Consider the following 21,729-nt stretch of genomic DNA (forward strand, 5'->3'; position numbering starts at 1 on the left):
CCCAGGATCCCCCCGATGGGGGCGGACAGTGACCCCACCACGGCCGAGTCCGTCATGGTCGAGTAATCTGCGACCGTCGGTGACGCCTTTGCCGCCGGTGCTGAGGAAAGACGCACCGCGGCGCGCTAGGGAGGCAGGACCAGGTGGTCGCAAGGAGTTCGGAGGTACGGCCGTCGGCCGTACGGCACAGCGCTTCCCGAGGGGTCGGTGGACGCCGGGGGCGCGGTGCTGGTCGGCTGGCCGGGCTCGGTCTCGGTGGCGTGGCGCTGCTGGTCCTGCTCACAGGCTGTGACGTCGGTCAGACGTTCGGCGGCTTCGGCTGGCCGCAGGGCGGCATCTCGGCCGAGTCCCGGCGGATGTACGACCTGTGGATCGCCTCCTGCATCGCCGCCCTCGCGGTCGGCGTCTTCGTGTGGGGTCTGATCTTCTGGTGCGTCGTGCGCTACCGCAAGCGTGGCAACGCGCTGCCGGTGCAGACTCGCTACAACCTGCCGATGGAGTTCCTCTACACCATCGCGCCGATCCTGATCGTCTCCGTGCTCTTCTACTACACGGCGATCGTGCAGACCGGCGTGGACAAGTTGTCGAAGAACCCCGACGTCACCGTCGAGGTCGTCGCCTTCAAGTGGAACTGGCAGTTCAACTACCGCGACGGGCAGGGCCCCGACGCCCGCACCACCGCGTCGACGCTCGGCACCAGCGAGGTCATCCCGGTGTTGGTGCTGCCGACCAACCGGTCCATCCGGTTCGAGGAGACCAGCCGCGACGTCATCCACTCCTTCTGGGTGCCGGAGCTGCTGTTCAAGCGGGACGTCATGCCGGGCAAGATCCGCAACGTGTTCGAGGTCTCCAGCCTGGTGGCCGAGGGCGCCTACGTCGGCCGCTGCGCCGAGCTGTGCGGCAGCTACCACGCGTTCATGAACTTCGAGCTGCGGGTGGTCTCGCCGGAGAAGTACGACCAGTTCCTGGCTGCCAAGCAGAGCGGCAAGTCCACCCAGGACGCGCTGACCGCCATCGGTGAGAAGCCGTACGCGGAGACCACGCAGCCGTTCGATACCAGGCGGACGAAGAGCAACTTCAACCCGGACAGCGCTCCGGCCGGTACGGGAAGCTGAGGCAGCGGGATGAAGACCGAATGGCGCATCTTCCTGATCATCGCCACGTTCCTGTTGGGTGCCACGATCCTCTACGGCGCCTGGACGGCCGGTGAGTCCGGCCGCGTCGAGTGGGTGGGCACGATCGCCCTGCTGCTCTCCTTCCTGCTCTGCACGATGTGCGGCGGCTTCTTCTGGTTCGTCTCGCGCCGTATCGACCTGCGCCCCGAGGACCGGTCGGACGCCGAGATCTCCGACGGCGCCGGTGAGGTCGGCTTCTTCAGCCCCGGCAGCTACTGGCCGTTCGGGCTGGCGCTGGCCGCCGCGACGGCCGGCATGGGCCTGGTGTTCTGGCAGTACTGGCTGATCGGCCTGGGTCTGCTGGCGGTCATCTTCGCCGCCTGCGGGCTGCTGTTCGAGTACTACAGCGGCACCCGGCGCACCGCCGAGCACTGACCCACCCGGTCGCCGTCGCGGCCGGCCCATGGCAACACGAAGGCCCGTTCCCCGGTGGGGGAGCGGGCCTTCGTCGTGCCGGGACCCGTTCGGCCACGACCTGCCCGGGTGATCAGGCCGCGCGGCGCAGGCAGGCCAGGGACCACGGGGGCCGCGCAGACCGGTGATCAGGCCGCGCGGCGCAGGCGGGTGAGGGGTGGTGTCACAGGCCAGGCGGGCTGGGTGGCCGGGTCAGGCGGCGTGGCGGGCGGGTTGACGGCGTGGGCGGTCGGCCAGCCGCGTGGAGCGCAAGGCGAAGTTGGCGATCACCACGGCGGCGCCGCAGCCGGTGCAGATCAGCTCGGGACAGTCGGTGCCGTGGCCGTCGACGCAGGGCGGCACCTCGAACGGCGTCACGCCCTCGCAGACGTCGCAGTAGAGCTCGCGGCCTGACACGAGCGTCTCCTCTCACTCCGGGCGGCCCGCCCCCGAAGCGATACCGACGCACAACGGAAGCGGAGAACTACTCGGCTGTAGTTTCCCACGCGGGTCCGACAGTTCCCGCGCACCGCCGCCGCTCACGGGTACGGGCGCCCGGCGTCGGTCAGGCGGTGGTGGCGGTCTCGATCCAGCGGTCGAGGGTGCCGGCCGCCGCGCCGGAGTCGATCGACTCGGCGGCGCGGTCCAGGCCGGCGCGCAGCGCCTCGGTCAGGTCGCCGTCCAGCGGGCCCTGGGTGGCCAGCGCCGCCGCCGCGTTGACCAGCACCGCGTCCCGGACCGGGCCGGTCTCGCCGGCCAGCAGGCGACGGGCCACGCCGGCGTTGTAGGCGGCGTCACCGCCGCGCAGGTCCGCGAGGGTGGCCCGGGGTACCCCCAGGTCCGTCGCGTCCAGCACGGCCTCGCGTACGGTGCCGTCCTGCGCCACCCAGACCCGGGTCGGCGCGGCGGTGGTGAACTCGTCCAGCCCGTCCTCGCCGCGCATCACGATCGCCGAGTCGCCGCGGGCGGCGAACACGCTGGCCATCACCGGGGCCATCCGGGAGTCGAAACAGCCGACCGCGCCGGCCCGGGGACGGGCCGGGTTGGTCAGCGGGCCGAGGAAGTTGAAGAAGGTGGGCACGCCCACCTCACGGCGGACCGGACCGGCGTGTCGCATCCCGGGGTGGAACCGGGCCGCGAAGCAGAACCCGATGCCGGCCTCCTCGACACAGCGGACGACCTGCTCAGGGCCGAGGTCCAGCGGGATGCCGAGGAACTCCAGCAGGTCGGCGGTGCCGCACAGGGAGGAGGCCGCCCGGTTGCCGTGCTTGACGACGCGCACGCCAGCGCCGGCCACCACCAGCGCCGTCATCGTGGAGATGTTGACCGTGTGGGCGAGGTCACCGCCGGTGCCGACCACGTCGAGCGCGGTGCGGCGCAGATTCTCCGGGAGCACCACCGGGACCGAGCGACCCAGCATGGCCTCCACCAGGCCGGCCAGCTCGGCCGGGGTCTCACCCTTGGCTCGCAGCGCCACGGCGAAGGCGGCGATCTGCGCCGCGCTCGCCGAGCCGGTCATGATCTCGTCCATCGCCCAGGCGGTGTCGGCGGTGGGCAGCTCGTCGCCGCGCAGCAGCGCGTTGAGCAGGTGCGGCCAGGTCCGATCGCCCATGGCGGGCCTCCCGAGCGTGCGAAGTGCGGGTGGGCTGGAACCGGCGCCGACTCATCCGGCGCCGAGGCGGTGCCGGGAAGTGGGGACGTCAGGCGGGTGCGTGCGTCCGCAGCAGCTCGGCCACCGTGCTGCCGGTGGTCACCGGGTCGAGCGGGTGCACCAGCGTCGCGTCGACCTCGGCGTACGCGGCGAGCCATCGGTCGGCGGCGCGAGCGATCACCAGGCAGGTCGGGGGAGCGTCGTCCCGGTCGTCCTTGATCTGCCGGGCGATGCCGATGCCGCCGCCCGGGCTGGCCTCGCCGTCGAGCAGCAGCAGGTCGATCTCGTAGTCGTCGACCAGCCGGATGGTCTCGGCGTAGGTCGACGCGTCGACGAACTCGATCTGCAGCCCTGGCGCGGGCCGGGTGCCGACGGCCAGCCGCATCCGGTCACGGACCTGCGGGTCGTCGCTGTAGAGCAGGACGGTGCACTGACGATCGCTCATGGCTGGACTGGCTCCCACCTCGTAGCTGCCCGCCGATCGTACCGGTCCACGTGACGTAGTCGACATCCCGCCCGTCGTCGGCGGTCCGGCGTACCGTCGGCGCAGCTCAGGCCGGGGTGCCGGCGGCGCGTTCGCGGGCCTCCTGGCGGTCCAGCTCGCGGTCGACCCGGCGGGCCTCCCGCTCGGACTGCTTGATCCACTGCACCACCAGCACCGCGAGCATGGTCACGCTGACGAACTCGCCGCCGGCCCACAGGATGCCGCCGGCGACGACCTGGTCGTCCCAGGGGTCGGACCAGCTCAGGTTGAGCGACGGGTACCAGTCGCCGCCGAAGAGCGTGATGCTCTGCATGATGGTGAGCCCGAGCACGGTGTGGAACGGCACGGAGAGCAGCATCAGCAGCGCCCGCGCCGGGTACGGCCAGCGGCCCGGCAGCGGGTCGAGGCCGAGCAGCGGCCAGAAGAAGACACAGCCGGTCATGATGAAGTGCGCGTGCACCAGCTCGTGCGCCCAGGCGTGTTCCAGGGTGAAGCGGTACAGGTCACTGAAGTACAGCGCGAACGGGTTGACCACGAAGATGGCGAACGCCACCAGCGGGAAGCTGTAGACCCGGGCGACGCGGCTGTGCACGAGCGCCAGCAGGCGCTTGCGCGCCCGGACCGGCAGGGTGCGCAGGGCCAGCGTCATGGGTGCGCCGAGCGCCAGGAAGATCGGCGCCACCATCGACAGCACCATGTGCTGGACCATGTGCACCGACAGCAGCGCGGTGTCGTACGCGTGCAGCCCGCTGACCGTGACCAGCGCGATGCCGCCCAGGCCCGGGCCGAGGAAGAACACGGTACGGGAGATGGGCCAGCGGTCGCCGCGGATGCGCAGCCGGTGCACCCCGTAGAGGTAGAGGCCCGCGGCGAGCACCAGGCCGACGGCCAGCCAGCTGTCCAGCCGGGTCTCGGTCAGCACCGCGCCGACGGTGAACGGGGGCGGGGTCGCCTCGCCCCCGGCGGCCAGCGCTGGTGGGGCCGCGAGCAACGCGGCCGGGACCGCCGAGGTGGCGGCGAAGATCGGATCGACGTGTAGCACGCTTTTCAGGCTAGGCCAGGCGAACCGGACCCGGACGCGCGGGCCACGGAAGGCGCAGGTTTGCCACCCCGCTGATCGCCGGCCCCGGTCAGGGGCAATAATGACGGCGTGACTGCGGCCCCAGCCATTGACAAGAGCCGGATCCACTCTCTGACCCGACCGAACATGGTCAGCGTCGGGACGATCGTGTGGCTCTCCAGCGAACTCATGTTCTTCGCGGCGCTGTTCGCGATGTACTTCTCCATCCGCGCGGCTGCGCCGGAGCAGTGGGAGAAGCACACCGAGCACCTGAACATCCCGTACGCGACCACGTTCACGGTGATCCTGGTGCTCTCCTCCGTGACGTGCCAGCTCGGCGTCTTCGCGGCGGAGAAGGGTGACGTCCACGCGCTACGGCGCTGGTTCACCATCACCTTCGTGATGGGCCTGATCTTCGTGCTCGGCCAGGTGAACGAGTACCGCACGCTGGTGCACGAGGGCGTCAAGATCAACGAAGACGGCTACGGCTCGATGTTCTACCTGACCACCGGTTTCCACGGCCTGCACGTGACCGGCGGCCTGATCGCCTTCATCATCTTCATGATCCGTACCACCATGGGCCGGTTCACCCCGGCGCAGGCGACCTCGGCGATCGTCGTGTCGTACTACTGGCACTTCGTCGACGTTGTGTGGATCGCGCTGTACGCCATGATCTACTGGCTTCAGTGATCTTGCGCGTCACATTCCGCGCTGCTGCTCCGTCCCCTGAGACAGGTCCAACCGGTTAAGGACACCGCTCATGACTTCTGACAACGACCGCCGACGCGGTCTGCTCGCGCGGCTGCGCGAGCGGCCCGCCGCGCGCAGCAGGGGCCGCCGCCGGCTGGGCGCCGCGGTCCGGCTGTTCGCCGCGCTGATGCTCGCCGGCGGCGCATACACCGTCTTCGCCCCCGGTGCGCAGGCGCAGGACAACCCGCCGCTGACCGGCGCCGCCGCTGAGGGCAAGGCGCTGTTCGACGTGAGCTGTGTGACCTGCCACGGACGCAACGCCCAGGGCGTCGAGGGCCGCGGGCCGAGCCTGATCGGCGTCGGAGCGGCCTCGGTCGAGTTCCAGGTCAGCAGCGGCCGCATGCCGCTTGCCCGCCAGGAGGCCCAGGCGCACCGCAAGCCCACGCTCTTCACCGACGAGCAGACCCGCCAGCTGGCCCAGTACATCCAGGAGCTCGGCGGCGGCCCGATCGTGCCGGAGGGCGACGACCTCCGCGAGGACGGCAACGTCGCTGCCGGCGGTGAGCTGTTCCGGATCAACTGCTCGCAGTGCCACGCCTTCGGTGGCGGTGGCGGCGCGCTCTCCTCGGGCAAGTTCGCCCCGAGTCTGCACCCGGCGACCGACCGGCAGATCTACGCGGCGATGTTGAGCGGCCCGCAGAACATGCCGGTGTTCGGTGACAACCAGCTCCGGCCGGAGCAGAAGGCCGACATCATCGCGTACATCCAGGAGACCCTGAAGCACGACCAGGACCCGGGCGGGTTCAACCTCGGCCGGTACGGGCCGTCCACCGAGGGCCTGGCGATCTTCCTGGTTGGCATCGTGGCGCTCGTCTTCGCTAGCCTGTGGATTGCGGGTAAGTCGTGACCGAGCGGATCATCCGATTCAGTGCCGTGGTGCCGCTCGGCGCCACCCGTAGCGAGGTGACGGCATGAGCACGCACACCGAGCACCAGGCCCCGCAGGGCCGGGAGCCGCTCGACGTGAACACCCCGGGGCTGACCCGGTTCGACATCGTTCGTGAAGGCGCGCGCCGGGACGACATCGAGATCGTCCACTACGAGCCGCAGGTGCAGCCCGGCACCAAGGCCGAGCGCCGCCTGACCCGGGTGGTGGCCGGGTTCTTCCTGATCACCGGCCTGGCGGCGACTGCCTTCCTGGCCATCTACATCTGGTGGCCCTGGCAGTACGAGCCGGGCCGGGGCGGCGACAAGTTCTACACCCCGCTGCTCGGCGCCACCCTGGGCGTGGCCTTGCTCGCCGTCGGATTCGGCATCCTGACCTGGGGCAAGAAGCTGCTGCCCAAGGAGGTCTCGATCCAGGACCGGCACGAGGGGGCGGTGGACGCGGACGGCCGCACCATCACCGGTCAGACCATGCTCTACATGGCCGACGAGCTGGGTGTGAAGCGTCGCCCACTGCTCGGCATCTCGCTGCTGGCCGGTCTCGCGCCAGTCGGGGCGGTGGTCGCGGCGCCGCTGGTCGGCGGCCTGATCTCCCAACCGCACAAGAACAACCAGATGTTCACCACCGGGTTCGCTCAGACCGAGGGCGGGCAGAAGATCCGCCTCGTCCGCGAGGACGGCCGACCGGTGCGCCCGGCGGACATCAGCAGCGGTGGTCAGCTGACGGTCTTTCCGGGCATCGAGCACGGCGTGAGCAACCGGCACGCCGACTCGCCGACGCTGCTGATCCACCTGCGCGATGCGGACGCCCAGAAGTCGCGGGAAGCCAACTCGCGGCCCGAGGTCGGCCACGGCGACTACATGTGGGGCAACTTCGCGGCGTTCTCCAAGATCTGCACGCACGCCGGTTGCCCGGCAAGCCTGTTCGAGCAGCAGACCAACCGTCTGCTCTGCCCGTGCCACCAGTCCCAGTTCCTCATCACCAACAACGCGACGCCCGTCTTCGGCCCTGCCAGCCGCCGGCTGCCGCAGCTGCCGATCGAGGTGGACTCTGAGGGCTTCTTCGTGGCGAAGTCCGACTACACCGAGACCATCGGGCCTGATTTCTGGGAGCGGCCATGAAGCGTCGAAAGCTTGACCTTGCGGCGACGCCGGGCAAGGCCGCGGTGGGGGTGGACGACCGCTTCCAGGTGGCCACCCCGCTGCGCAGGCTGCTGAACAAGGTCTTCCCGGACCACTGGTCCTTCCTGCTCGGCGAGATCGCGCTGTTCTCGTTCATCGTGCTGCTGCTGACCGGTGTGTTCCTCACCTTCTTCTTCGAGCCGGCGATGACCGAGGTGGTCTACGACGGCAGCTACGCGCCGTTGCAGGGCACGCCCATGTCCGCCGCGTACGCCTCCAGCCTGGACATCTCGTTCGACGTCCGTGGCGGTCTGGTGATGCGGCAGATGCACCACTGGTCGGCGCTGCTGTTCATGGCCGCGATCGTCGTGCACATGCTGCGGGTCTTCTTCACCGGTGCCTTCCGCAAGCCGCGGGAGACCAACTGGATCATCGGCTCGCTGCTGTTCTGGGTAGGCTTCCTGGCCGGCTTCACCGGCTACTCGCTGCCGGACGACGGCCTGTCCGGCACCGGCCTGCGGATCGCCTCGGCGATCATGCTGTCCATCCCGGTGATCGGCTCCTGGGTAACCTCGTCGATCTTCGGCGGTGAGTTCCCCGGCACGATCATCATCAGCCGGTTCTTCATCGCCCACGTGCTGCTCATCCCGGCTCTGCTGGTCGCGCTGATCAGCGTCCACCTGGGCCTGGTCTTCAAGCAGAAGCACACGCAGTGGCCCGGCCCCGGCCGGACCAACGGCAACGTGGTCGGCGAGCGGATGTTCCCGCGGTACGCGCTCAAGCAGGGCGGCTTCTTCATGGTCGTCTTCGGCGTCATCGCGCTGATGGGCGGTCTGTTCCAGATCAACCCGATCTGGCTGTTCGGCCCGTACGAGGCGTGGGTGGTCTCGGCCGCCAGCCAGCCGGACTGGTACGTCATGTTCCTCGACGGCTCGACCCGCCTCATGCCCGCCTGGGAGATCAACATCCCGCTCGGCGACGGGTACGTGATCCCGCCGCTGTTCTGGCCGACGGTCGTGCTGCCCGGCATCCTGGTGGGCCTGTCGACGATGTACCCGTTCCTGGAGGCCCGGCACCTCAAGGACCGCAAGAGCCACAACCTGCTCCAGCGGCCCCGGGACGTTCCGGCCCGGACCGCGGTCGGCGCCATGGCGGTGTCCTTCTACATCGTGCTGACGCTCTCCGGCGCCAACGACGTGATCGCCGACAAGTTCCAGATCAGCCTGAACGCGATGACCTGGGCCGGCCGAATCGGCCTGCTGGTGATTCCGCCGGTGGCGTACTACATCACCCACCGGCTCTGCCTCGGTCTGCAGCAGCACGACCGCGAGGTGCTCGCGCACGGCGTGGAGACCGGCATCATCCGGCGCCTGCCGGACGGCCGGTTCATCGAGGTGCACCAGCCGCTCAGCGCGGCGAACGGGCACGCGGACGGCCACGGCGAGCTGGAGTACGTCGGCTGGGTGGTGCCCAAGAAGATGAACCGGCTCGGGGCTCTCGGCCCGGCCATCCGGGGCTTCTTCTACCCGATCGAGAAGCCGGCCGAGGCGCCGGTCTCGCCGGGTCACCCGCCGGTCGAGGCCCGGCCCGAGCGCGAGGAGATCAGCAGCGGCGAGAGCCGCCGCTGACCCCCCGACCGCACCGTCACGTGGCGCCCGCCGGAATTCCGGCGGGCGCCACGTCGTATCCGTGTCCACCGCCCATCCGGCCAGGAGTGGGACGGTCACGGCGCGACCGGTAGACCCCGCGCGACGGGCGATCGCAGGAATAACCCCGGTGAGCCGGGTATCCGTGCGGTCCAACGTCTCAAGGGGGGGAAGCATGTTGGGTATCAAACGCCTCGGCCTGTTGGCCGCGCTGGTACTGGTCGGCGTCGCGCCGGCCGCGGCCGCGCAGGCCGCGGCACAGCCGTCAACGCAGGACACCCAGTATCTGCAGGCGGTGCACCAGGTCAACCTGTTCGAAATCACCGCCGGTGACCTGGCCCAGCAGAAGGGCCAGGACCAGGGGGTCAAGGACCTGGGCGCGATGTTGAAGACCGATCACACCCAGCTGGACCAGACGGTGCAGCAGACCGCGTCCCAGCTCGGGGTGGACCTGCCAAACGAGCCCAGCGCCGATCAGCAGGCCGTCATCGACCAGCTGAACAACGCCAGCGGCAAGGAGTTCGACCGGCTGTGGGTGACCAGCGAGCTGGCCGGTCACGTCCAGGCCATCCAGGCCACCCAGACGGAGATCTCACAGGGCTCCGAGCAGTCGGTGGTCCAGTTGGCCCAGACCGCCCTGCCGATTCTGCAGACGCACTACGACGAGCTGGTTCAGCTCGCCAACCAGCTCGGCATTCCGGTCCCGCAGACCAGCGCCAGCGGTACGCCCAGCCCGGGTGGCACTGGCACCGAGTCGCCGGCTCCGGGTGGCACAGGCACCGAGTCCCCGGCTCCGGGCGGCGGCACCGAGTCGCCGGCTCCGGGCGGCGGCACCACCGAGTCGCCGGCTCCCAGCGAGAGCTGACGTAGCGGCAGCAGACGGCCGGCCCACCCACGCGGTGGGCCGGCCGCCGTGCGTCCCGGCACCCGTCGGCGCCGCCGGTGTGTCAGTCCGCGCTCGCCAGGCCGATCGCGAACGCCTCCTCCAGGTCGTGCTGCGAGTACGCCCGGAACGCGATGTGCGACTCGGTGTTCAGCACACCCGGCACCTTGGAGATGCCGCCCGCGATGACCTGGGCGATCTGGTCGAACTCGCGGACCCGGACGATGGCGATGAGGTCGACGTGCCCGGCCACCGAGTAGACCTCGCTGACGCCGGGAAGGTTGGCCAGGTTCTCCGCCACCTCGGGGATCGCATCGGTGGCGCAGTCGATCAGCACGATCGCGGTGATCACGGGACATTTCTCCGTTCGTCGGCGTCGTCGCCCATGCTAGATGTTTCCGTCGGGCCCGGAGGCGGGAGGCGTCGGGGCTCAACCGTGCGCGCTGGCCGGCACGGTGCAGCCGTCCCCGGCGCGGATCGTGTCGCGCAGCCGTTCGCCGTCGCGGACCGTCGCGCCCGGCCAGACCACGGTGCGCCGCACGTCGCCGTACACCCGCGCGCCGGCGCCGACCACCGACTCGACGCAGCGACCGGCCACCGTGGCGGACGGGTCGATCAGGGTGCCGCCGGCGGCGGCGTGCAGGTTGGCTGCCAGGTAGTCGGCCGGGGTGCCGGTGTCGTAGAAGGTGCCCGGGTAGGCGATCACCTCCAGGGCCCCGGCCGCCTCGGCCGGTCGCCAGACCGCGCGCACCAGGTCGGAGAAGACCAACGGCAGGTCGCGGACCAGCCGCCAGGGCAGCAGTGAGAAGCCGGTGAAGCAGTGCCCGGCGAAGGTGCCCGGCGCCGCCGGGTCCGCGGCGGGCTGACCGAGCAGGCGTACGGAGTGCCCGTCCCAGCCGTCCAGCAGCGCGGCCACGTCCGGGCCCGGCGGAGTCGCCGCGTCGGCGAGGTACGCGTCGGCGTTGCCGACCAGCACCGGCCGGCCGTCGATCCAGTCCCGCAGGTTGGCCACGCCGCCCGCGGTGCCGAGCGGGTCGCCCGGCTCCACCGACAGGTGGGCGCGGTCACCGACGTGCGTGACCACCTGGTCGGCGAGGTAGCAGGCGTTCACCGCGACCCGTCCGGGACCGGTCAGGCCGAGCCCGGCCAGCCGGGCCAGCGCCCGGTCGAGCAGCGGCACGTTGCCCACCGGGCAGAGCGCTTTGGGCACCCGTTCGGTGAGCGGACGCAGTCGGGTGCCCTCGCCCGCGGCGAGCACCACCGCACAGACCTCCGCGCGCCGGTCGCCCGCCCGCCCCCCGGTCGCCGGCACACCCGCCGCCCCGGTCACGGCGTGATGTCGGGCACCGGTGGCGGAAACTGCCCGGCCAGCGGCCCAATGCCGTAGTAGGCGAGCAGCCGGGCGGTCGGCCAGGTCAGCTTCGGCAGGTCGTCCAGGGGGTGCCAGGCGGCCTCGAAGACCTCCGCGCCGTCGACCGCCAGTTCGGTGTCGGAGGCCGGCACCTCCGCCTCGAAGACCATGTCCACCCAACCCTTGGCGTGCACGATCGCGTTCGGCACCGCGGGACGCAGCCGGGACGGGGGGAGCCGGATGCCGGACTCCTCGAACAGCTCGCGAGCCGCGCCCACCACCGGGGCCTCGCCCCGATCCAGCAGACCGGCGGGGAGCGACCACCCCTTGCCGGGCGGCTGGCGCAGCAGCAGCAACCGGCCCGCACCCGTCGCCTCGGCGTCGCGGACCAGGGTTACCGCGCCGACGATGTACTTGGGCACGGCCAACCGGACCAGTCGACGGCGCACCGGCAGCGGCAACCGGTAGAAGGCCTGGTAGAAAATGGCCCGACCGGTGGCGCGGGAGCGGGGGATCATGACCCCAGGCTAGTGGTCACGAAAGTCCTTCGGACGTGCTGGGGCCTGGACGGTCACTGTCGATGGTCGACCAGGTCGATCAGCTGGCGTACCACCGTGTCCGGTTCGATCACCCGGTCGAAAACGGCGACCAGCAGGGTCTCCAGGTCGGGATAGCCCAGCTCCTCGGAGAGACGCAGCAGTGGCAGGTCACTGGCGAGGCCGCGGTTGTGCTGGCGCAGGGCGAGCCCGATGGTGGCCCGGCCGAGGCGGACCTTGTCGCTGATCGTGATGCCCGGCTCGGTGTGCCCGGCGAACCACCGGTTGATCTGCATCTGCGCGTGCGGCGACTTGACGAAGTCCAGCCACTCCCGGCGCGGGCCGCGCGGCGCCTCACCGGCCTCGAAGCCGTTGTCCCCGTCGTCTTCGGTGAAGATCTCCACCACGTCGCCCTCGTCCAGCTCCGAGCTCAGCGGCGCCAGCCGGCCGTTGATCCGGGCGGCGAGGCAGTGGTCGCCCCGCTCGCCGCCCAGCTCGTAGGCGAGGTCGACCGGCGTGGCGCCGGCCGGTAGCACGACCTGCCGTCCGTCGGAGAAGACCTGGATCTGCCCCTCGGCGAGGTCGCAGCGCAGCGACTCGAGGAACTGCGCCGGGTCGGCGGCGTCCGGCTCCCAGTCGAGGACCCGGCGCAGCCAGTCCAGTTGCTCGGCGCGCGCCGCCGCGCTGCTGCCTCCCGAACGCGGGAAGCGGAAGTCGGCGGCGATGCCGTACTCGGCCGAGCGGTGCATCTCCTCGGTGCGGATCAGCACCTCGACGGTGCGGTCCTGCGGGCCGCAGACGCTGGTGTGCAGCGAGCGGTAGAGGTTGTTCTTCGGCGATGCGATGAAGTCCTTGAACCGGCCGGGAATTGGGCGCCAGGTGCCGTGGATCGCACCCAGTGCGGCGTAGCAGTCGGTGGCCGGACCATCGACCACCACCGCGATACGCGGCAGGTCGTACGGCGCGGCGTGGTCGCCGGCGGTGGTGTCCTTCCAGATCGAGTAGAGATGCCGCGGGCGGGGGCTCACCTCGGCGTCCACCCGGCTGCGGCGCAGCGCCACCCGGGCCCGGCTGACCACCGCGTCGAGGTACGCGTCCCAGCCCGGCCGGTCGTGCACGTGCCGGGCCAGCCGGGCGTGCTCGTCGGGCTCCAGGTGCAGCAGCACCACGTCGTCCAGCTCGCGCTTGAGGGTCTGGATGCCGAGCCGGTCGCAGAGCGGGACCAGCACCTCCTGGGTCTTGCGGGCGATCCGCTCCCGCGAGGCGGCGGAGCGCACACCGAGGGTGCGCATGTTGTGCAGCCGGTCGGCCAGCTTGATGATCAGGACCCGGACGTCCTTGGCGGCCGCGACGATCATCTTGCGGATCGTCTCCGCCTCGGCGGCCTTGCCGTAGAACGCCTTGTCGAACTTGGTCACCCCGTCAACCAGGTGGGCCACCTCGCCGCCGAAGTCCTCCGAGAGCGCCTGGAGCGTGTATCGGGTGTCCTCCACCGTGTCGTGCAGCAGCGCCGCCACCAGGGTGGTGGTGTCCATCCCGAGCTCGGCGCAGATCTGCGCCACCGCGAGGGGGTGGGTGATGTACGGCTCCCCGCTCTTGCGGAACTGCCCGCGGTGCATGTTCTCCGCGATGGTGTAGGCCCGGCGCAGCACCGCCGGGTCGGTGCCGGCGTGGATGCCCCGGTGGGTCCGGACCAGCTGGGTGACCGGGTCGGAGTCGGCGGTCGGCCAGGTGAGCAACGACCGCAGCCGGCGGGCCAGCGGCAGCTCACCCGACTGGGTCGGCAGGGCGCCCCCCAGGGCGGCGCCGTGCCCGGCGTCGACGTCCACGAGGGACACCTCCTCACCCCGGCCCCGCGACCGCCGAAACCCGGCGACCGGGAGCAGGCCCACGAATCGGGCAGGACTGCACTTCTCTAACAGCCTAAGCGAGTCGACGTAGTCCGATCGGTCACTTGGTCATGAGCGTTCGGTCGAGAGTTGGTGGGACGCCCCGCTCTCGGCCTTCGCCAGCAGGTCCCGGAAACGCCCCGCGCCACCCACCGGGGAGGACCAACCGGAGGACATCTCCACCAGCCGGGTCTCCGGTCGCTCCAACCAGGACAAGATGCGCTCGGACTCCTCCGCCGTGGCCGCCGGCACCGGGCCGTGCCCACCCGACACCGTCTCGGCGGTGGCCCGGATGGCGTTCAGCGTGGGTCGCGGGTGGACGCCGGGCGGGGACACCCCCGCGCCCGCCAGCCGCCCGTGCCGGACCAGGGCCAGCTCCCAGCCGCCCCGGGCGGCCGGCCGGGCCGCGGCCAGCTCGACGATCCCGGTCAGCGCGGCCAGCCGCTGCATCCGCACGGTGGCGCGCAGCACCGCCGCCAGCCGGGACCGCACCACCGCGGCCTCCTCGTAGCGCTGGTCGCGGGAGAGCACGTCGATCCGGGCCAGCAGCGCGTCCACCACCGGCTGTGGGTCGCTCACGGTGGCGGTGCGGAACGGCGCCGCGGCGCGGTGGTCGTACTCCTCGGGGGTGATCTTGTGCTCGCAGGGAGCCGGGCAGCGACCCAGCTCGGCCAGCGCGCAGGCCGGCGTGATGGTCCGCAGCGAGAGCCGGTGCGTGCACTGGCGCAGCGGCACGGCGTCGTGGAAGCCCGCGGCGGCCAGCTCCGCGGACCGCCGGGAGGTGAACGGGCCGAGGTAGGCGGTGTCGGTGGGGGAGAGGTCGCGGACCACCGACAGCCGGGGATACGGCCCGTCGGTCAGCTTGAGCCAGACCATCCGCTCCGGGTATTTCGACCGCCGGTTGTACGGCGGGGCGTGCGCGGCGATCAACCGCAGCTCGCGGACCTCCGCCTCCAGCGAGTGCGCGCACTCCACCGCCTCGACCCGCTCGGCCGCGGCCAGCATCTCGGAGATCCGGGCCCGCTTCTCGCCAGCGGTGAAGTAGCTGCGCACCCGGGTGGCGATGTCGCCGGAGGTGCCGACGTAGAGCGGACGGTCGTCGGCGGCCCGGAAGATGTAGACCCCCGGCACCTTGGGCAGGCCCTCGGCCAGGTGTCGCTTGCGGCGCTGGGTCGGGGTGACCGCCCGGGCGAACTCGATGGCGTCGCCGACCGTGTCGACCCGGTGCCCGCCCAGTCGGGCGATCAGCCCGTGCAGCACGTCGACGGTGGCCTTCGCGTCGTCCAGCGCCCGGTGGGTGGGCTGGGTGGCGGTGCGGAAGTAGGCCGCCAGGGTGCCCAGCTTGCGGTTGGGCACCTCGTCGCGGGTCAGCACCCGGCGGGCCAGCGCCGCCGTGTCCAACACTCGGGGGTTGGGCCAGCGGTAGCCGTGCTTCGCGCAGGCGGCCTTGAGGAAGCCCACGTCGTAGGGCGCGTTGTGGGCGACCAGGACCGCGTCGGCGATGAACTCCAGGAAGCTCGGCAGCACCTGCTCGATCGGCGGCGCCGGCATCAGCATGGCCTGGGTGATCCCGGTCAGCACGGTGATGAACGGCGGGATCGGCTGCCCCGGGTTGACCAGGGTGGCCAGCACGCCCAGCTGCTCACCACCGCGCACCTTGACGGCGCCGATCTCGGTGATGCCGCCGCCGTCCGGCGCGCCGCCGGTGGTCTCCAGGTCGACCACCACGAAGGTGGCCGCGTAGAGCGGCAGCGCCGGGTCCACCCCGCCCACCGCCGGGTCGAGACCGGCCAGCGACTCCTGGACGTACTCCGCCTGTGCCATCGGCGGCACGCTAGCGCGCCGGTCCGACACTCCCGTCACAGCGGCCCCACCGGTGGGCATGGGGCTAGGATGAGAGATCGGCTCACTCACCGGGCGGTGGGCCCGGTCGCGGTGGGAGACTTGCCACATGCCCCTCACCGAGCCGCACGACGACCACCTCCAGCAGGAGGATCCGGTCGCGCGCGACGGTGCCGTGGGCGACCCGGACAGCGGCGACGAGACCGCCGTCGACGAGTCATCCGGCCCGGTGGGCCCGGGCGGCGAGCCGACGATCGAGCCGGAGCCCGTCCTGCCCGAGCCGGTCCGGCAGCGGATCGTGGCGCTGACCGCCGCGGTGCTGCCCACCCTCCCGGCCGACGAGGTCCCGGTGCCGTTGCGCCGGGTGGCCAAGTTCGCCCCGAACCGGCGGGCCCGGCTCGGCGCGCCAGCCATCGCCGCCCAGCTCACCGGCGACCCGCTGTTCCGGCAGCGGGTCACCGCCCGGGTGCTGGCCGACGCCGGTGACCTCGGCGCGGCCGTGGTCGAGGGCACCGCGCCGGCCGCCGCCGACCCGGTCGAGGTGGCCGCGCTGGCCTACCTGGCCCGGCCGCGCGGTTGGCGGGAGCTGATCGACGCCAGCGGCGCGGCGGTCCGCGCCGAGGCGGACAGCGCGGTCGTCGCCGAGCTGGTCCGCGAGGCTGAGCAGCGAGCCACCCGGGCCGAGCACGACCGCGCGGTGGCCCGGGTGGAGGCGGAGAAGCTCCGTGACGAGCTGGCCCGGGTCCGGGAGGAGCTGGGCCAGCTCCGCGAGGAGTCCCGCCAACTGGCCCGCACCCTGCGGGAGACCCAGGCCCGCGAGCGCAAGGCCACCGAACTGCTGGCCACCGAGCGCGGCCGGGCCGCGCGCGCCAGCGCCGACGTGGACGCCGAGCTGCGCCGGGCCCGCGCCCGGCTGGCCGAGGCGGAGGCGGCCGCCGGTGTGGCCCGGGCCAGCGCCAAGGAGGCCCGCTCGGTCGACGACGCCCGGCTCTGGCTGCTGTTGGAGACCATCGGCCAGGCCGCCGTCGGGCTGCGCCGGGAGCTGGCACTCGACCCGGTGGACAAGCTCCCCGCCGACTTCGTCGCCGACGCGTTCGCCGACCAGACGGGCACCGCCCCGGCCGGCCCGTCCGCGCGCGCCCGGGACACCGACGACCCGGCCCGGCTGGACCAGCTGCTCGCGCTGCCCCGGGCGCACCTCGTGGTGGACGGCTACAACGTCACCAAGCGCGGCTTCGGTGAGATGTCGCTGGAGCAGCAGCGCAAGCGCCTGGTCACCGGCCTGGGCGGGATCGCCGCGCAGACCGGCGACGAGGTCACCGTGGTCTTCGACGGCGCCGAGCGGATGCACGGGCTGCCGCCGGCGCCGCGGGGCGTACGGGTGCTCTTCTCCCGCAAGGGCGAGACCGCGGACGAGCTGATCCGGCGGCTGGTCCGGGCCGAGCCGGCGGGCCGTCCGGTGGTGGTGGTCTCCTCCGACCGCGAGGTCGCCGACGGGGTCCGTCGGCACGGCGCCTACCCGCTGGGCGCCGACTCGCTGCTGCGCCGACTCGCCCGCTCCTGACCGTGTCTGGCCGTCCCGCGCCGGGCGCTAAAGCATGATCGACTCCAGATCGCTGACACCGGGCCATCCTCGGCCCCGGGACACCGCGACATCGCCGAAACGGTGTCGATCAGGGGTGGGGCCCGCCGCATTGGATCGTGAAGACGTTCCCCGATCCAGATCAGCTGACTCGGACACTTGAACGGCTCGGCTGGTCGGCGCGGGTGTGGCCCGCTGGGACGCGGTTGATCGCTGGCTCGGCCGCGCCAAAGCGCGGGTCTGGCCGGTAGCCAGGTGAGCAGCGCTCTCCTTCGTGTGATCGACACGAGGTCGGCGATGTCGCTGTGTCCGGCCGGTCGGGATACCCCGATATCGCTGACCTGGAGTCGATCTCGGCCGGTCGGGGCGGTTGTCTGGGTTTCTGTTCCGGCTGCCTGGTGGCCGGCCTGTTCGACGAGGCGTCCCCGGCGGCCGGCCTGGACGCCGCCGAGGTCCAGGCGATCGAGGTGTTCGCCCGGGCCGGTTACGACGTGGAGGTGCTGGCCGCGCCCGCGCGTCCCGGCGCCGCCCGTCGCCACGCCGCACGCCGGGTCGCCTGAGCGCGACACCGCGCCCGAAGCGGGCTTTTCGCGGGCCATAGGATGGGCGGTCACGGCGGGAGGAGCGGCGGGATGAGCGGGGTACGACGCGACGACGGCGGGCCCGCCGTCGGCGGCGGGAAGGCCCGTCGCGTGGCGAGCACGGCGGTGTCCCGGTGACCCCGCGTGCCTGGGCGCTGCTGACCCTGGCCGGGTTGACCGTCGCGCTGCTGGTGATCGCCGCGCTGCTGATCCCGTGGCACCGGCCGCCGGCGCCCCGGGCCGACCAGCTCGCCGCGCTGCGTGACCTGCCCGCCGAGCAGGTGGCCCGGGGGCGGGAGTTCCGCACCGCACTGCGCCCCGGCGGTTACGCCGCGCTCGCCGTCGGGCTGCTGGTCGCCCTCGCGCTGGGGCTGACCCCGCTGGGCAGCCGCCTGATCGAGCTGGTGGGCCGGCCGTTCGGTGGGCACTGGGCCGCACAGGCCGTGCTCGGCGGGCTGGCCGTGGTGCTCGTCGCCGACCTGCTCACCCTCCCGTTCGCCGCCTGGCGGCAGAGCGTGCTCACCCGCTACGGGCTGAGCACCAACGGCTGGAGCGGCTGGACGGCCGACCTGCTCAAGTCGTACGCGGTCAGCGCGGTGATCGGCGCGGTGGCGCTGTTCGGGTTCTACGCGGTCATCCGCCTCGCGCCGCGCTGGTGGTGGGCGTTCGGCGCGGCCGGCGCGGCGGTGCTGGTGGTGCTGCTGTCGTTCGTGTTGCCGGTGCTGGTGGAGCCGGTGTTCAACCGCTTCACGCCGATGGAGCAGGGCCCGCTGCGCACCGAGCTGATGAGCATGGCCGCCCGCGACGGGGTGCCGGTGCGCGACGTGCTGGTCGCCGACGCCTCCCGGCGCACCAGGGCGGTCAACGCGTACGTCTCCGGTCTCGGGCCGACCCGACGGGTGGTGGTCTACGACACGCTGCTGCGCGAGGCCACCCCGGCCGAGGTGACCGCCGTGGTGGCGCACGAGCTGGGGCACGCGAAGGACCGGGACGTCGCGGCCGGCACGCTGACCGGGGCGCTCGGCGCCGCGGCCGCGGTGGTGGCGCTCTACCTGCTTGGCTCGTGGGGGCCGCTGCTGCGGATGGCCGGTGTCGATTCGGTCGCCCACCCACGCGCGTTTCCGTTGCTGGTCGCCCTGGTCACGGTGGCCGGGCTGGTCGCCGCGCCGGTGCAGGCGCTGATGTCCCGGCGGGTGGAGGCACGGGCCGACGCGCACGCGCTCGCGCTCACCCGTGACCCGGTCGCCTTCGAGTCGATGCAGCGCCGACTCGGCACGGTCAACCTCGGCGACCCTGACCCGCCGCGCTGGGAATATCTCTACTCGGCCTCACACCCGTCCACCGTGGAGCGGATGGCCGCCGCCCGCGCGTACGCCCGGGAGGCCGGCCGATGAACCGCACGCTGCTGATCACCAACGACTTCCCGCCCCGCCCGGGCGGGATCCAGTCCTTCGTGCACAACCTTGCGGTGCGTCAGCCGGCCGGCTCGGTGGTGGTGTACGCGTCGAGCTGGCGCGGGGCGGCGAAGTTCGACGCCGACCAGCCGTTCGAGGTGATCCGGGAACGCACCAGGGTGCTGCTGCCCACCCCGCTGATCGCCCGCCGGGCGGCGCGGCTGGCCCGCGCGTACGACTGCGACACGGTGTGGTTCGGCGCGGCGGCCCCGCTCGGGCTGCTCGCCGCCGGCCTGCGGCGGCGGGCCGGGGTGCGCCGGGTGGTGGCGCAGACCCACGGCCACGAGGTCGGTTGGGCGGCGCTGCCCGCCGCCCGGCCGGCGCTGCGCCGGATCGGTCGGGGCGTCGACGTCACCACCTATCTCGGCGAGTACACGCGCAGCCGGCTGGCCCGCGTGCTGGACGGGCTGACCGAGCTGCGCCGGCTGGCGCCCGGGGTCGATGTGGACACCTACCACCCGACCGTGGACGGCGAGCCCGTCCGGGCCCGGTTGGGGCTGACCGACCGTCCGGTGGTGGTCTGTGTGTCCCGCCTGGTGCCGCGCAAGGGGCAGGACATGCTGATCCGGGCGCTGCCGGAGATCCGCCGCCGGGTGCCCGACGCGGCGCTGCTGATCGTCGGCGGCGGGCCGTACCGGGCGACCCTGGAAAAGCTGGCCCGGCAGGCGGGGGTGGAACGGGACGTGGTCTTCACCGGCTCGGTGCCTACGGCCGAGCTGCCGGCGCACTACGCGGCCGGCGACGTCTACGCGATGCCCTGCCGCACCCGCAACCGTGGGCTGGACGTGGAGGGGCTGGGCATCGTCTACCTGGAGGCGTCCGCGACGGGCCTGCCGGTGGTGGCCGGTGACTCCGGCGGCGCGCCGGACGCGGTGCGCGAGGGGGAGACCGGCTACGTGGTCCGCGGCCGGGACGTCGCCCAGCTCGCCGACCGGGTGGCCCGGCTGCTCGCCGATCGGGACCTGGCCCGCCAACTGGGCGCGGCAGGTCGGGCGTGGGTGGAGCGGGAGTGGCGCTGGGAGGCGCAGGCGGAGCGGATGGCCGCCCTGCTCGCCGGCTGACCGCCGCCCGCGCCTCAGGTGGGGGTCGATCGGGGCGGGGCGTAGCGGGGCACGTACTCCTGGCCGGTGAGCCGCTGGATCGCCGCCATCACCTCGTCGGTGACCGTCCGGATGTCGCGTGGCCCGTTGATCCGGCCGGCGACCGGGATCGGCGGGCCGAATCGCAGGCTGACCGGGTGCCGGCGCGGCAGCCGCGCGTCGACGGGCAGCACCTCGGCGGTGCCGAGCACGCCGACCGGGATGATCGGCACCCCGGCGTCGCGGGCCAGCCGGGTCATGCCGACGCGGCCTCGGTAGAGCCGCCCGTCCGGGGAGCGGGTGCCCTCCGGGTAGACGGCGACCAGGCCGCCGGCGCGGAGCACCGGCACGGCGGCGTCGAGGGCGCTGAGGGCGGCTCGGCCGCCGGCCCGCTCGACGCGGATCGCGCCCATGCCGGCGACGATCCGCCGGTTGAGCCAGCCGCCCGGGCCGCGACCACTGAAGTACTCGGACTTGGCCCAGAAGGTGACGTGCCGGGGCGTCACGCTGACGAGGAAGAGTTCGTCAGCGACGGAGAGGTGGTTGCCGGCGAGGATCGCGCCGCCGTGCCGGGGCAGGTGTTCGAGTCCCTCCACGCGTGGCCGCCAGCCCAGCCGCAGCATGGTGCCGACGGTCAGCTTGGTGAGGTCGTACAGCAGGGGCACGTGTCCTCCGGGGTGGGGGTGGATGGGTTCAGGCGAAGGTCGGGCCGAGGTGGGCGTCCAGCACGGCTCGCAGCAGGGCGTCGTCGTCGGTGGCGTCCGTGGCCAGCGGCAGGCTGCCCCACGCCCAGAGCTGGGCTGTGCCGTGCAGGTTGGCCCAGAGCGCGCCGGCCAGCACCGGGGCCGGCGCGTCGGTCGGCCGGCGTACCTGAGCCACCAGGTCGGCCAGGACGGCGAACAGCGGCAGGCTCGTCTCGCGCAGCTGTAGCCGGCCGCTGTCCAGCAGGTCGTGCCGGAACATCAGCTCGAACATCCCGCGGTGCGCCGCCGCGAAGTCCAGGTACATCCGGCCGAGTGCGGTCAGTTGGGCGCGCGGGTCGGGGCCGGCGGCGCGCATCGTCTGCTCGACGCGGGCGGTGAGGTCGGCGAAGCCCTCCCGGGCGATGGCGGAGAGCAGGTCGACGTGGGTGGGGAAGTAGCGGCGCGGTGCGCCGTGCGAGACCCCGGCCCGGCGGGCGATCTCCCGCAGTGACACCGCCGACTGGCCCTCGCGCAGCACCAGGTCCACCCCGGCGGCCACCAGTCGGGCCCGGACACTCGCCTCCGCACTCATAGACACTGTCTACCAGGGCGCGTAGACGCTGTCTACCCCTGCTCTGGCCCCCCGACCGCAGCGACGCGTCGACGCCAGGAGGCAGAGGCAGC

22 protein-coding genes are annotated in these 21,729 nt (G+C 72.5%); 11 read left to right on the plus strand and 11 right to left on the minus strand.

Annotated features, from left to right (window positions below):
* The first annotated feature begins 143 nt into the window (after positions 1-143).
* Entirely contained in the window at positions 144-1,115 is a 972-nt protein-coding gene (gene coxB / locus ACFYPS_RS09940) for a cytochrome c oxidase subunit II (RefSeq protein ID WP_354965075.1), read from the plus strand.
* Between the two features lie 9 nt (positions 1,116-1,124).
* Positions 1,125-1,550: a cytochrome c oxidase subunit 4 gene (locus ACFYPS_RS09945; RefSeq protein WP_354965074.1), complete on the plus strand. Its 426-nt coding sequence runs from the start codon at positions 1,125-1,127 to the stop codon at positions 1,548-1,550.
* Positions 1,551-1,781: 231 nt separating this feature from the next.
* Here ACFYPS_RS09945 and ACFYPS_RS09950 read toward each other — a convergent pair whose 3' ends face one another.
* The 4 genes from ACFYPS_RS09950 to ACFYPS_RS09965 all read right to left on the minus strand — a co-directional run bounded on the left by ACFYPS_RS09950 (position 1,782) and on the right by ACFYPS_RS09965 (position 4,745).
* Entirely contained in the window at positions 1,782-1,985 is a 204-nt protein-coding gene (locus ACFYPS_RS09950) for a hypothetical protein (protein ID WP_354965073.1), read from the minus strand.
* 148 nt (positions 1,986-2,133) lie between these two features.
* On the minus strand, positions 2,134-3,180 hold the full coding sequence (trpD, locus tag ACFYPS_RS09955) for an anthranilate phosphoribosyltransferase (protein ID WP_354965072.1): 1,047 nt from the start codon (positions 3,178-3,180) through the stop codon (positions 2,134-2,136).
* A gap of 88 nt (positions 3,181-3,268) precedes the next feature.
* Positions 3,269-3,664: a hypothetical protein gene (locus ACFYPS_RS09960; RefSeq protein WP_210911527.1), complete on the minus strand. Its 396-nt coding sequence runs from the start codon at positions 3,662-3,664 to the stop codon at positions 3,269-3,271.
* 106 nt (positions 3,665-3,770) lie between these two features.
* Positions 3,771-4,745: a cytochrome c oxidase assembly protein gene (locus ACFYPS_RS09965; RefSeq protein WP_354965071.1), complete on the minus strand. Its 975-nt coding sequence runs from the start codon at positions 4,743-4,745 to the stop codon at positions 3,771-3,773.
* A gap of 108 nt (positions 4,746-4,853) precedes the next feature.
* Between ACFYPS_RS09965 and ACFYPS_RS09970 the strand changes: the two genes are divergently transcribed.
* The 5 genes from ACFYPS_RS09970 to ACFYPS_RS09990 all read left to right on the plus strand — a co-directional run bounded on the left by ACFYPS_RS09970 (position 4,854) and on the right by ACFYPS_RS09990 (position 10,030).
* The gene (locus ACFYPS_RS09970; RefSeq protein WP_354965070.1) at positions 4,854-5,453 is read left to right on the plus strand and encodes a heme-copper oxidase subunit III; all 600 of its coding nucleotides are present in this window, start codon (positions 4,854-4,856) and stop codon (positions 5,451-5,453) included.
* A gap of 70 nt (positions 5,454-5,523) precedes the next feature.
* Positions 5,524-6,360 carry a cytochrome c gene (locus ACFYPS_RS09975; protein WP_354965069.1) on the plus strand — a complete coding sequence of 279 codons (837 nt, stop codon included), beginning with the start codon at positions 5,524-5,526 and terminating at the stop codon, positions 6,358-6,360.
* A gap of 64 nt (positions 6,361-6,424) precedes the next feature.
* The gene (locus tag ACFYPS_RS09980; RefSeq protein WP_354965068.1) at positions 6,425-7,519 is read left to right on the plus strand and encodes a Rieske 2Fe-2S domain-containing protein; all 1,095 of its coding nucleotides are present in this window, start codon (positions 6,425-6,427) and stop codon (positions 7,517-7,519) included.
* Positions 7,516-9,147, plus strand: coding sequence for a cytochrome b N-terminal domain-containing protein (locus ACFYPS_RS09985; RefSeq protein WP_354965067.1), 1,632 nt, complete (start codon positions 7,516-7,518; stop codon positions 9,145-9,147). The genes ACFYPS_RS09980 and ACFYPS_RS09985 overlap by 4 nt, the downstream gene beginning before the upstream one ends.
* A gap of 193 nt (positions 9,148-9,340) precedes the next feature.
* Entirely contained in the window at positions 9,341-10,030 is a 690-nt protein-coding gene (locus tag ACFYPS_RS09990; protein ID WP_354965066.1) for a DUF4142 domain-containing protein, read from the plus strand.
* A gap of 82 nt (positions 10,031-10,112) precedes the next feature.
* On the opposite strand, the gene ACFYPS_RS09995 is transcribed toward ACFYPS_RS09990, so the two are convergent.
* From ACFYPS_RS09995 to ACFYPS_RS10015, 5 genes are all read right to left on the minus strand, one after another.
* Positions 10,113-10,400: an Lrp/AsnC ligand binding domain-containing protein gene (locus ACFYPS_RS09995; protein ID WP_354965065.1), complete on the minus strand. Its 288-nt coding sequence runs from the start codon at positions 10,398-10,400 to the stop codon at positions 10,113-10,115.
* Positions 10,401-10,478: 78 nt separating this feature from the next.
* Positions 10,479-11,378 carry an NDP-sugar synthase gene (locus tag ACFYPS_RS10000; protein ID WP_387323845.1) on the minus strand — a complete coding sequence of 300 codons (900 nt, stop codon included), beginning with the start codon at positions 11,376-11,378 and terminating at the stop codon, positions 10,479-10,481.
* Complete coding sequence (locus ACFYPS_RS10005) at positions 11,375-11,917, minus strand: NUDIX domain-containing protein (RefSeq protein ID WP_354965064.1); 543 nt, start codon at positions 11,915-11,917, stop codon at positions 11,375-11,377. The genes ACFYPS_RS10000 and ACFYPS_RS10005 overlap by 4 nt, the downstream gene beginning before the upstream one ends.
* Positions 11,918-11,970: 53 nt before the next feature.
* Positions 11,971-13,764: a RelA/SpoT family protein gene (locus ACFYPS_RS10010; protein ID WP_354965131.1), complete on the minus strand. Its 1,794-nt coding sequence runs from the start codon at positions 13,762-13,764 to the stop codon at positions 11,971-11,973.
* Between the two features lie 129 nt (positions 13,765-13,893).
* A complete protein-coding gene (locus ACFYPS_RS10015; RefSeq protein WP_354965063.1) occupies positions 13,894-15,648 on the minus strand; it encodes a DEDD exonuclease domain-containing protein in 1,755 nt (584 codons plus the stop codon).
* 127 nt (positions 15,649-15,775) lie between these two features.
* Between ACFYPS_RS10015 and ACFYPS_RS10020 the strand changes: the two genes are divergently transcribed.
* The 4 genes from ACFYPS_RS10020 to ACFYPS_RS10035 all read left to right on the plus strand — a co-directional run bounded on the left by ACFYPS_RS10020 (position 15,776) and on the right by ACFYPS_RS10035 (position 20,344).
* Entirely contained in the window at positions 15,776-17,230 is a 1,455-nt protein-coding gene (locus tag ACFYPS_RS10020; protein WP_354965062.1) for an NYN domain-containing protein, read from the plus strand.
* Positions 17,231-17,598: 368 nt separating this feature from the next.
* Positions 17,599-17,808 (plus strand): hypothetical protein, encoded by a 210-nt coding sequence (locus ACFYPS_RS10025; protein ID WP_354965130.1) that lies wholly within the window; start codon positions 17,599-17,601, stop codon positions 17,806-17,808.
* 155 nt (positions 17,809-17,963) lie between these two features.
* Entirely contained in the window at positions 17,964-19,223 is a 1,260-nt protein-coding gene (locus ACFYPS_RS10030; RefSeq protein WP_354965061.1) for a M48 family metalloprotease, read from the plus strand.
* Positions 19,220-20,344, plus strand: coding sequence for a glycosyltransferase family 4 protein (locus tag ACFYPS_RS10035; RefSeq protein WP_354965060.1), 1,125 nt, complete (start codon positions 19,220-19,222; stop codon positions 20,342-20,344). Before ACFYPS_RS10030 ends, ACFYPS_RS10035 begins: the two co-directional genes overlap by 4 nt.
* A gap of 14 nt (positions 20,345-20,358) precedes the next feature.
* On the opposite strand, the gene ACFYPS_RS10040 is transcribed toward ACFYPS_RS10035, so the two are convergent.
* Together ACFYPS_RS10040 and ACFYPS_RS10045 are read right to left on the minus strand one after the other, a co-directional pair.
* Positions 20,359-21,027, minus strand: coding sequence for a lysophospholipid acyltransferase family protein (locus ACFYPS_RS10040; RefSeq protein ID WP_354965059.1), 669 nt, complete (start codon positions 21,025-21,027; stop codon positions 20,359-20,361).
* A 28-nt stretch (positions 21,028-21,055) separates the two neighbouring features.
* Positions 21,056-21,637, minus strand: a complete 582-nt coding sequence (locus ACFYPS_RS10045) for a TetR/AcrR family transcriptional regulator (RefSeq protein ID WP_354965058.1) — start codon at positions 21,635-21,637, stop codon at positions 21,056-21,058.
* Positions 21,638-21,729: the final 92 nt, after the last annotated feature.

The sequence above is a fragment of the Micromonospora sp. NPDC005087 genome, assembly GCF_042872965.1.
Taxonomy (GTDB): domain Bacteria; phylum Actinomycetota; class Actinomycetes; order Mycobacteriales; family Micromonosporaceae; genus Micromonospora.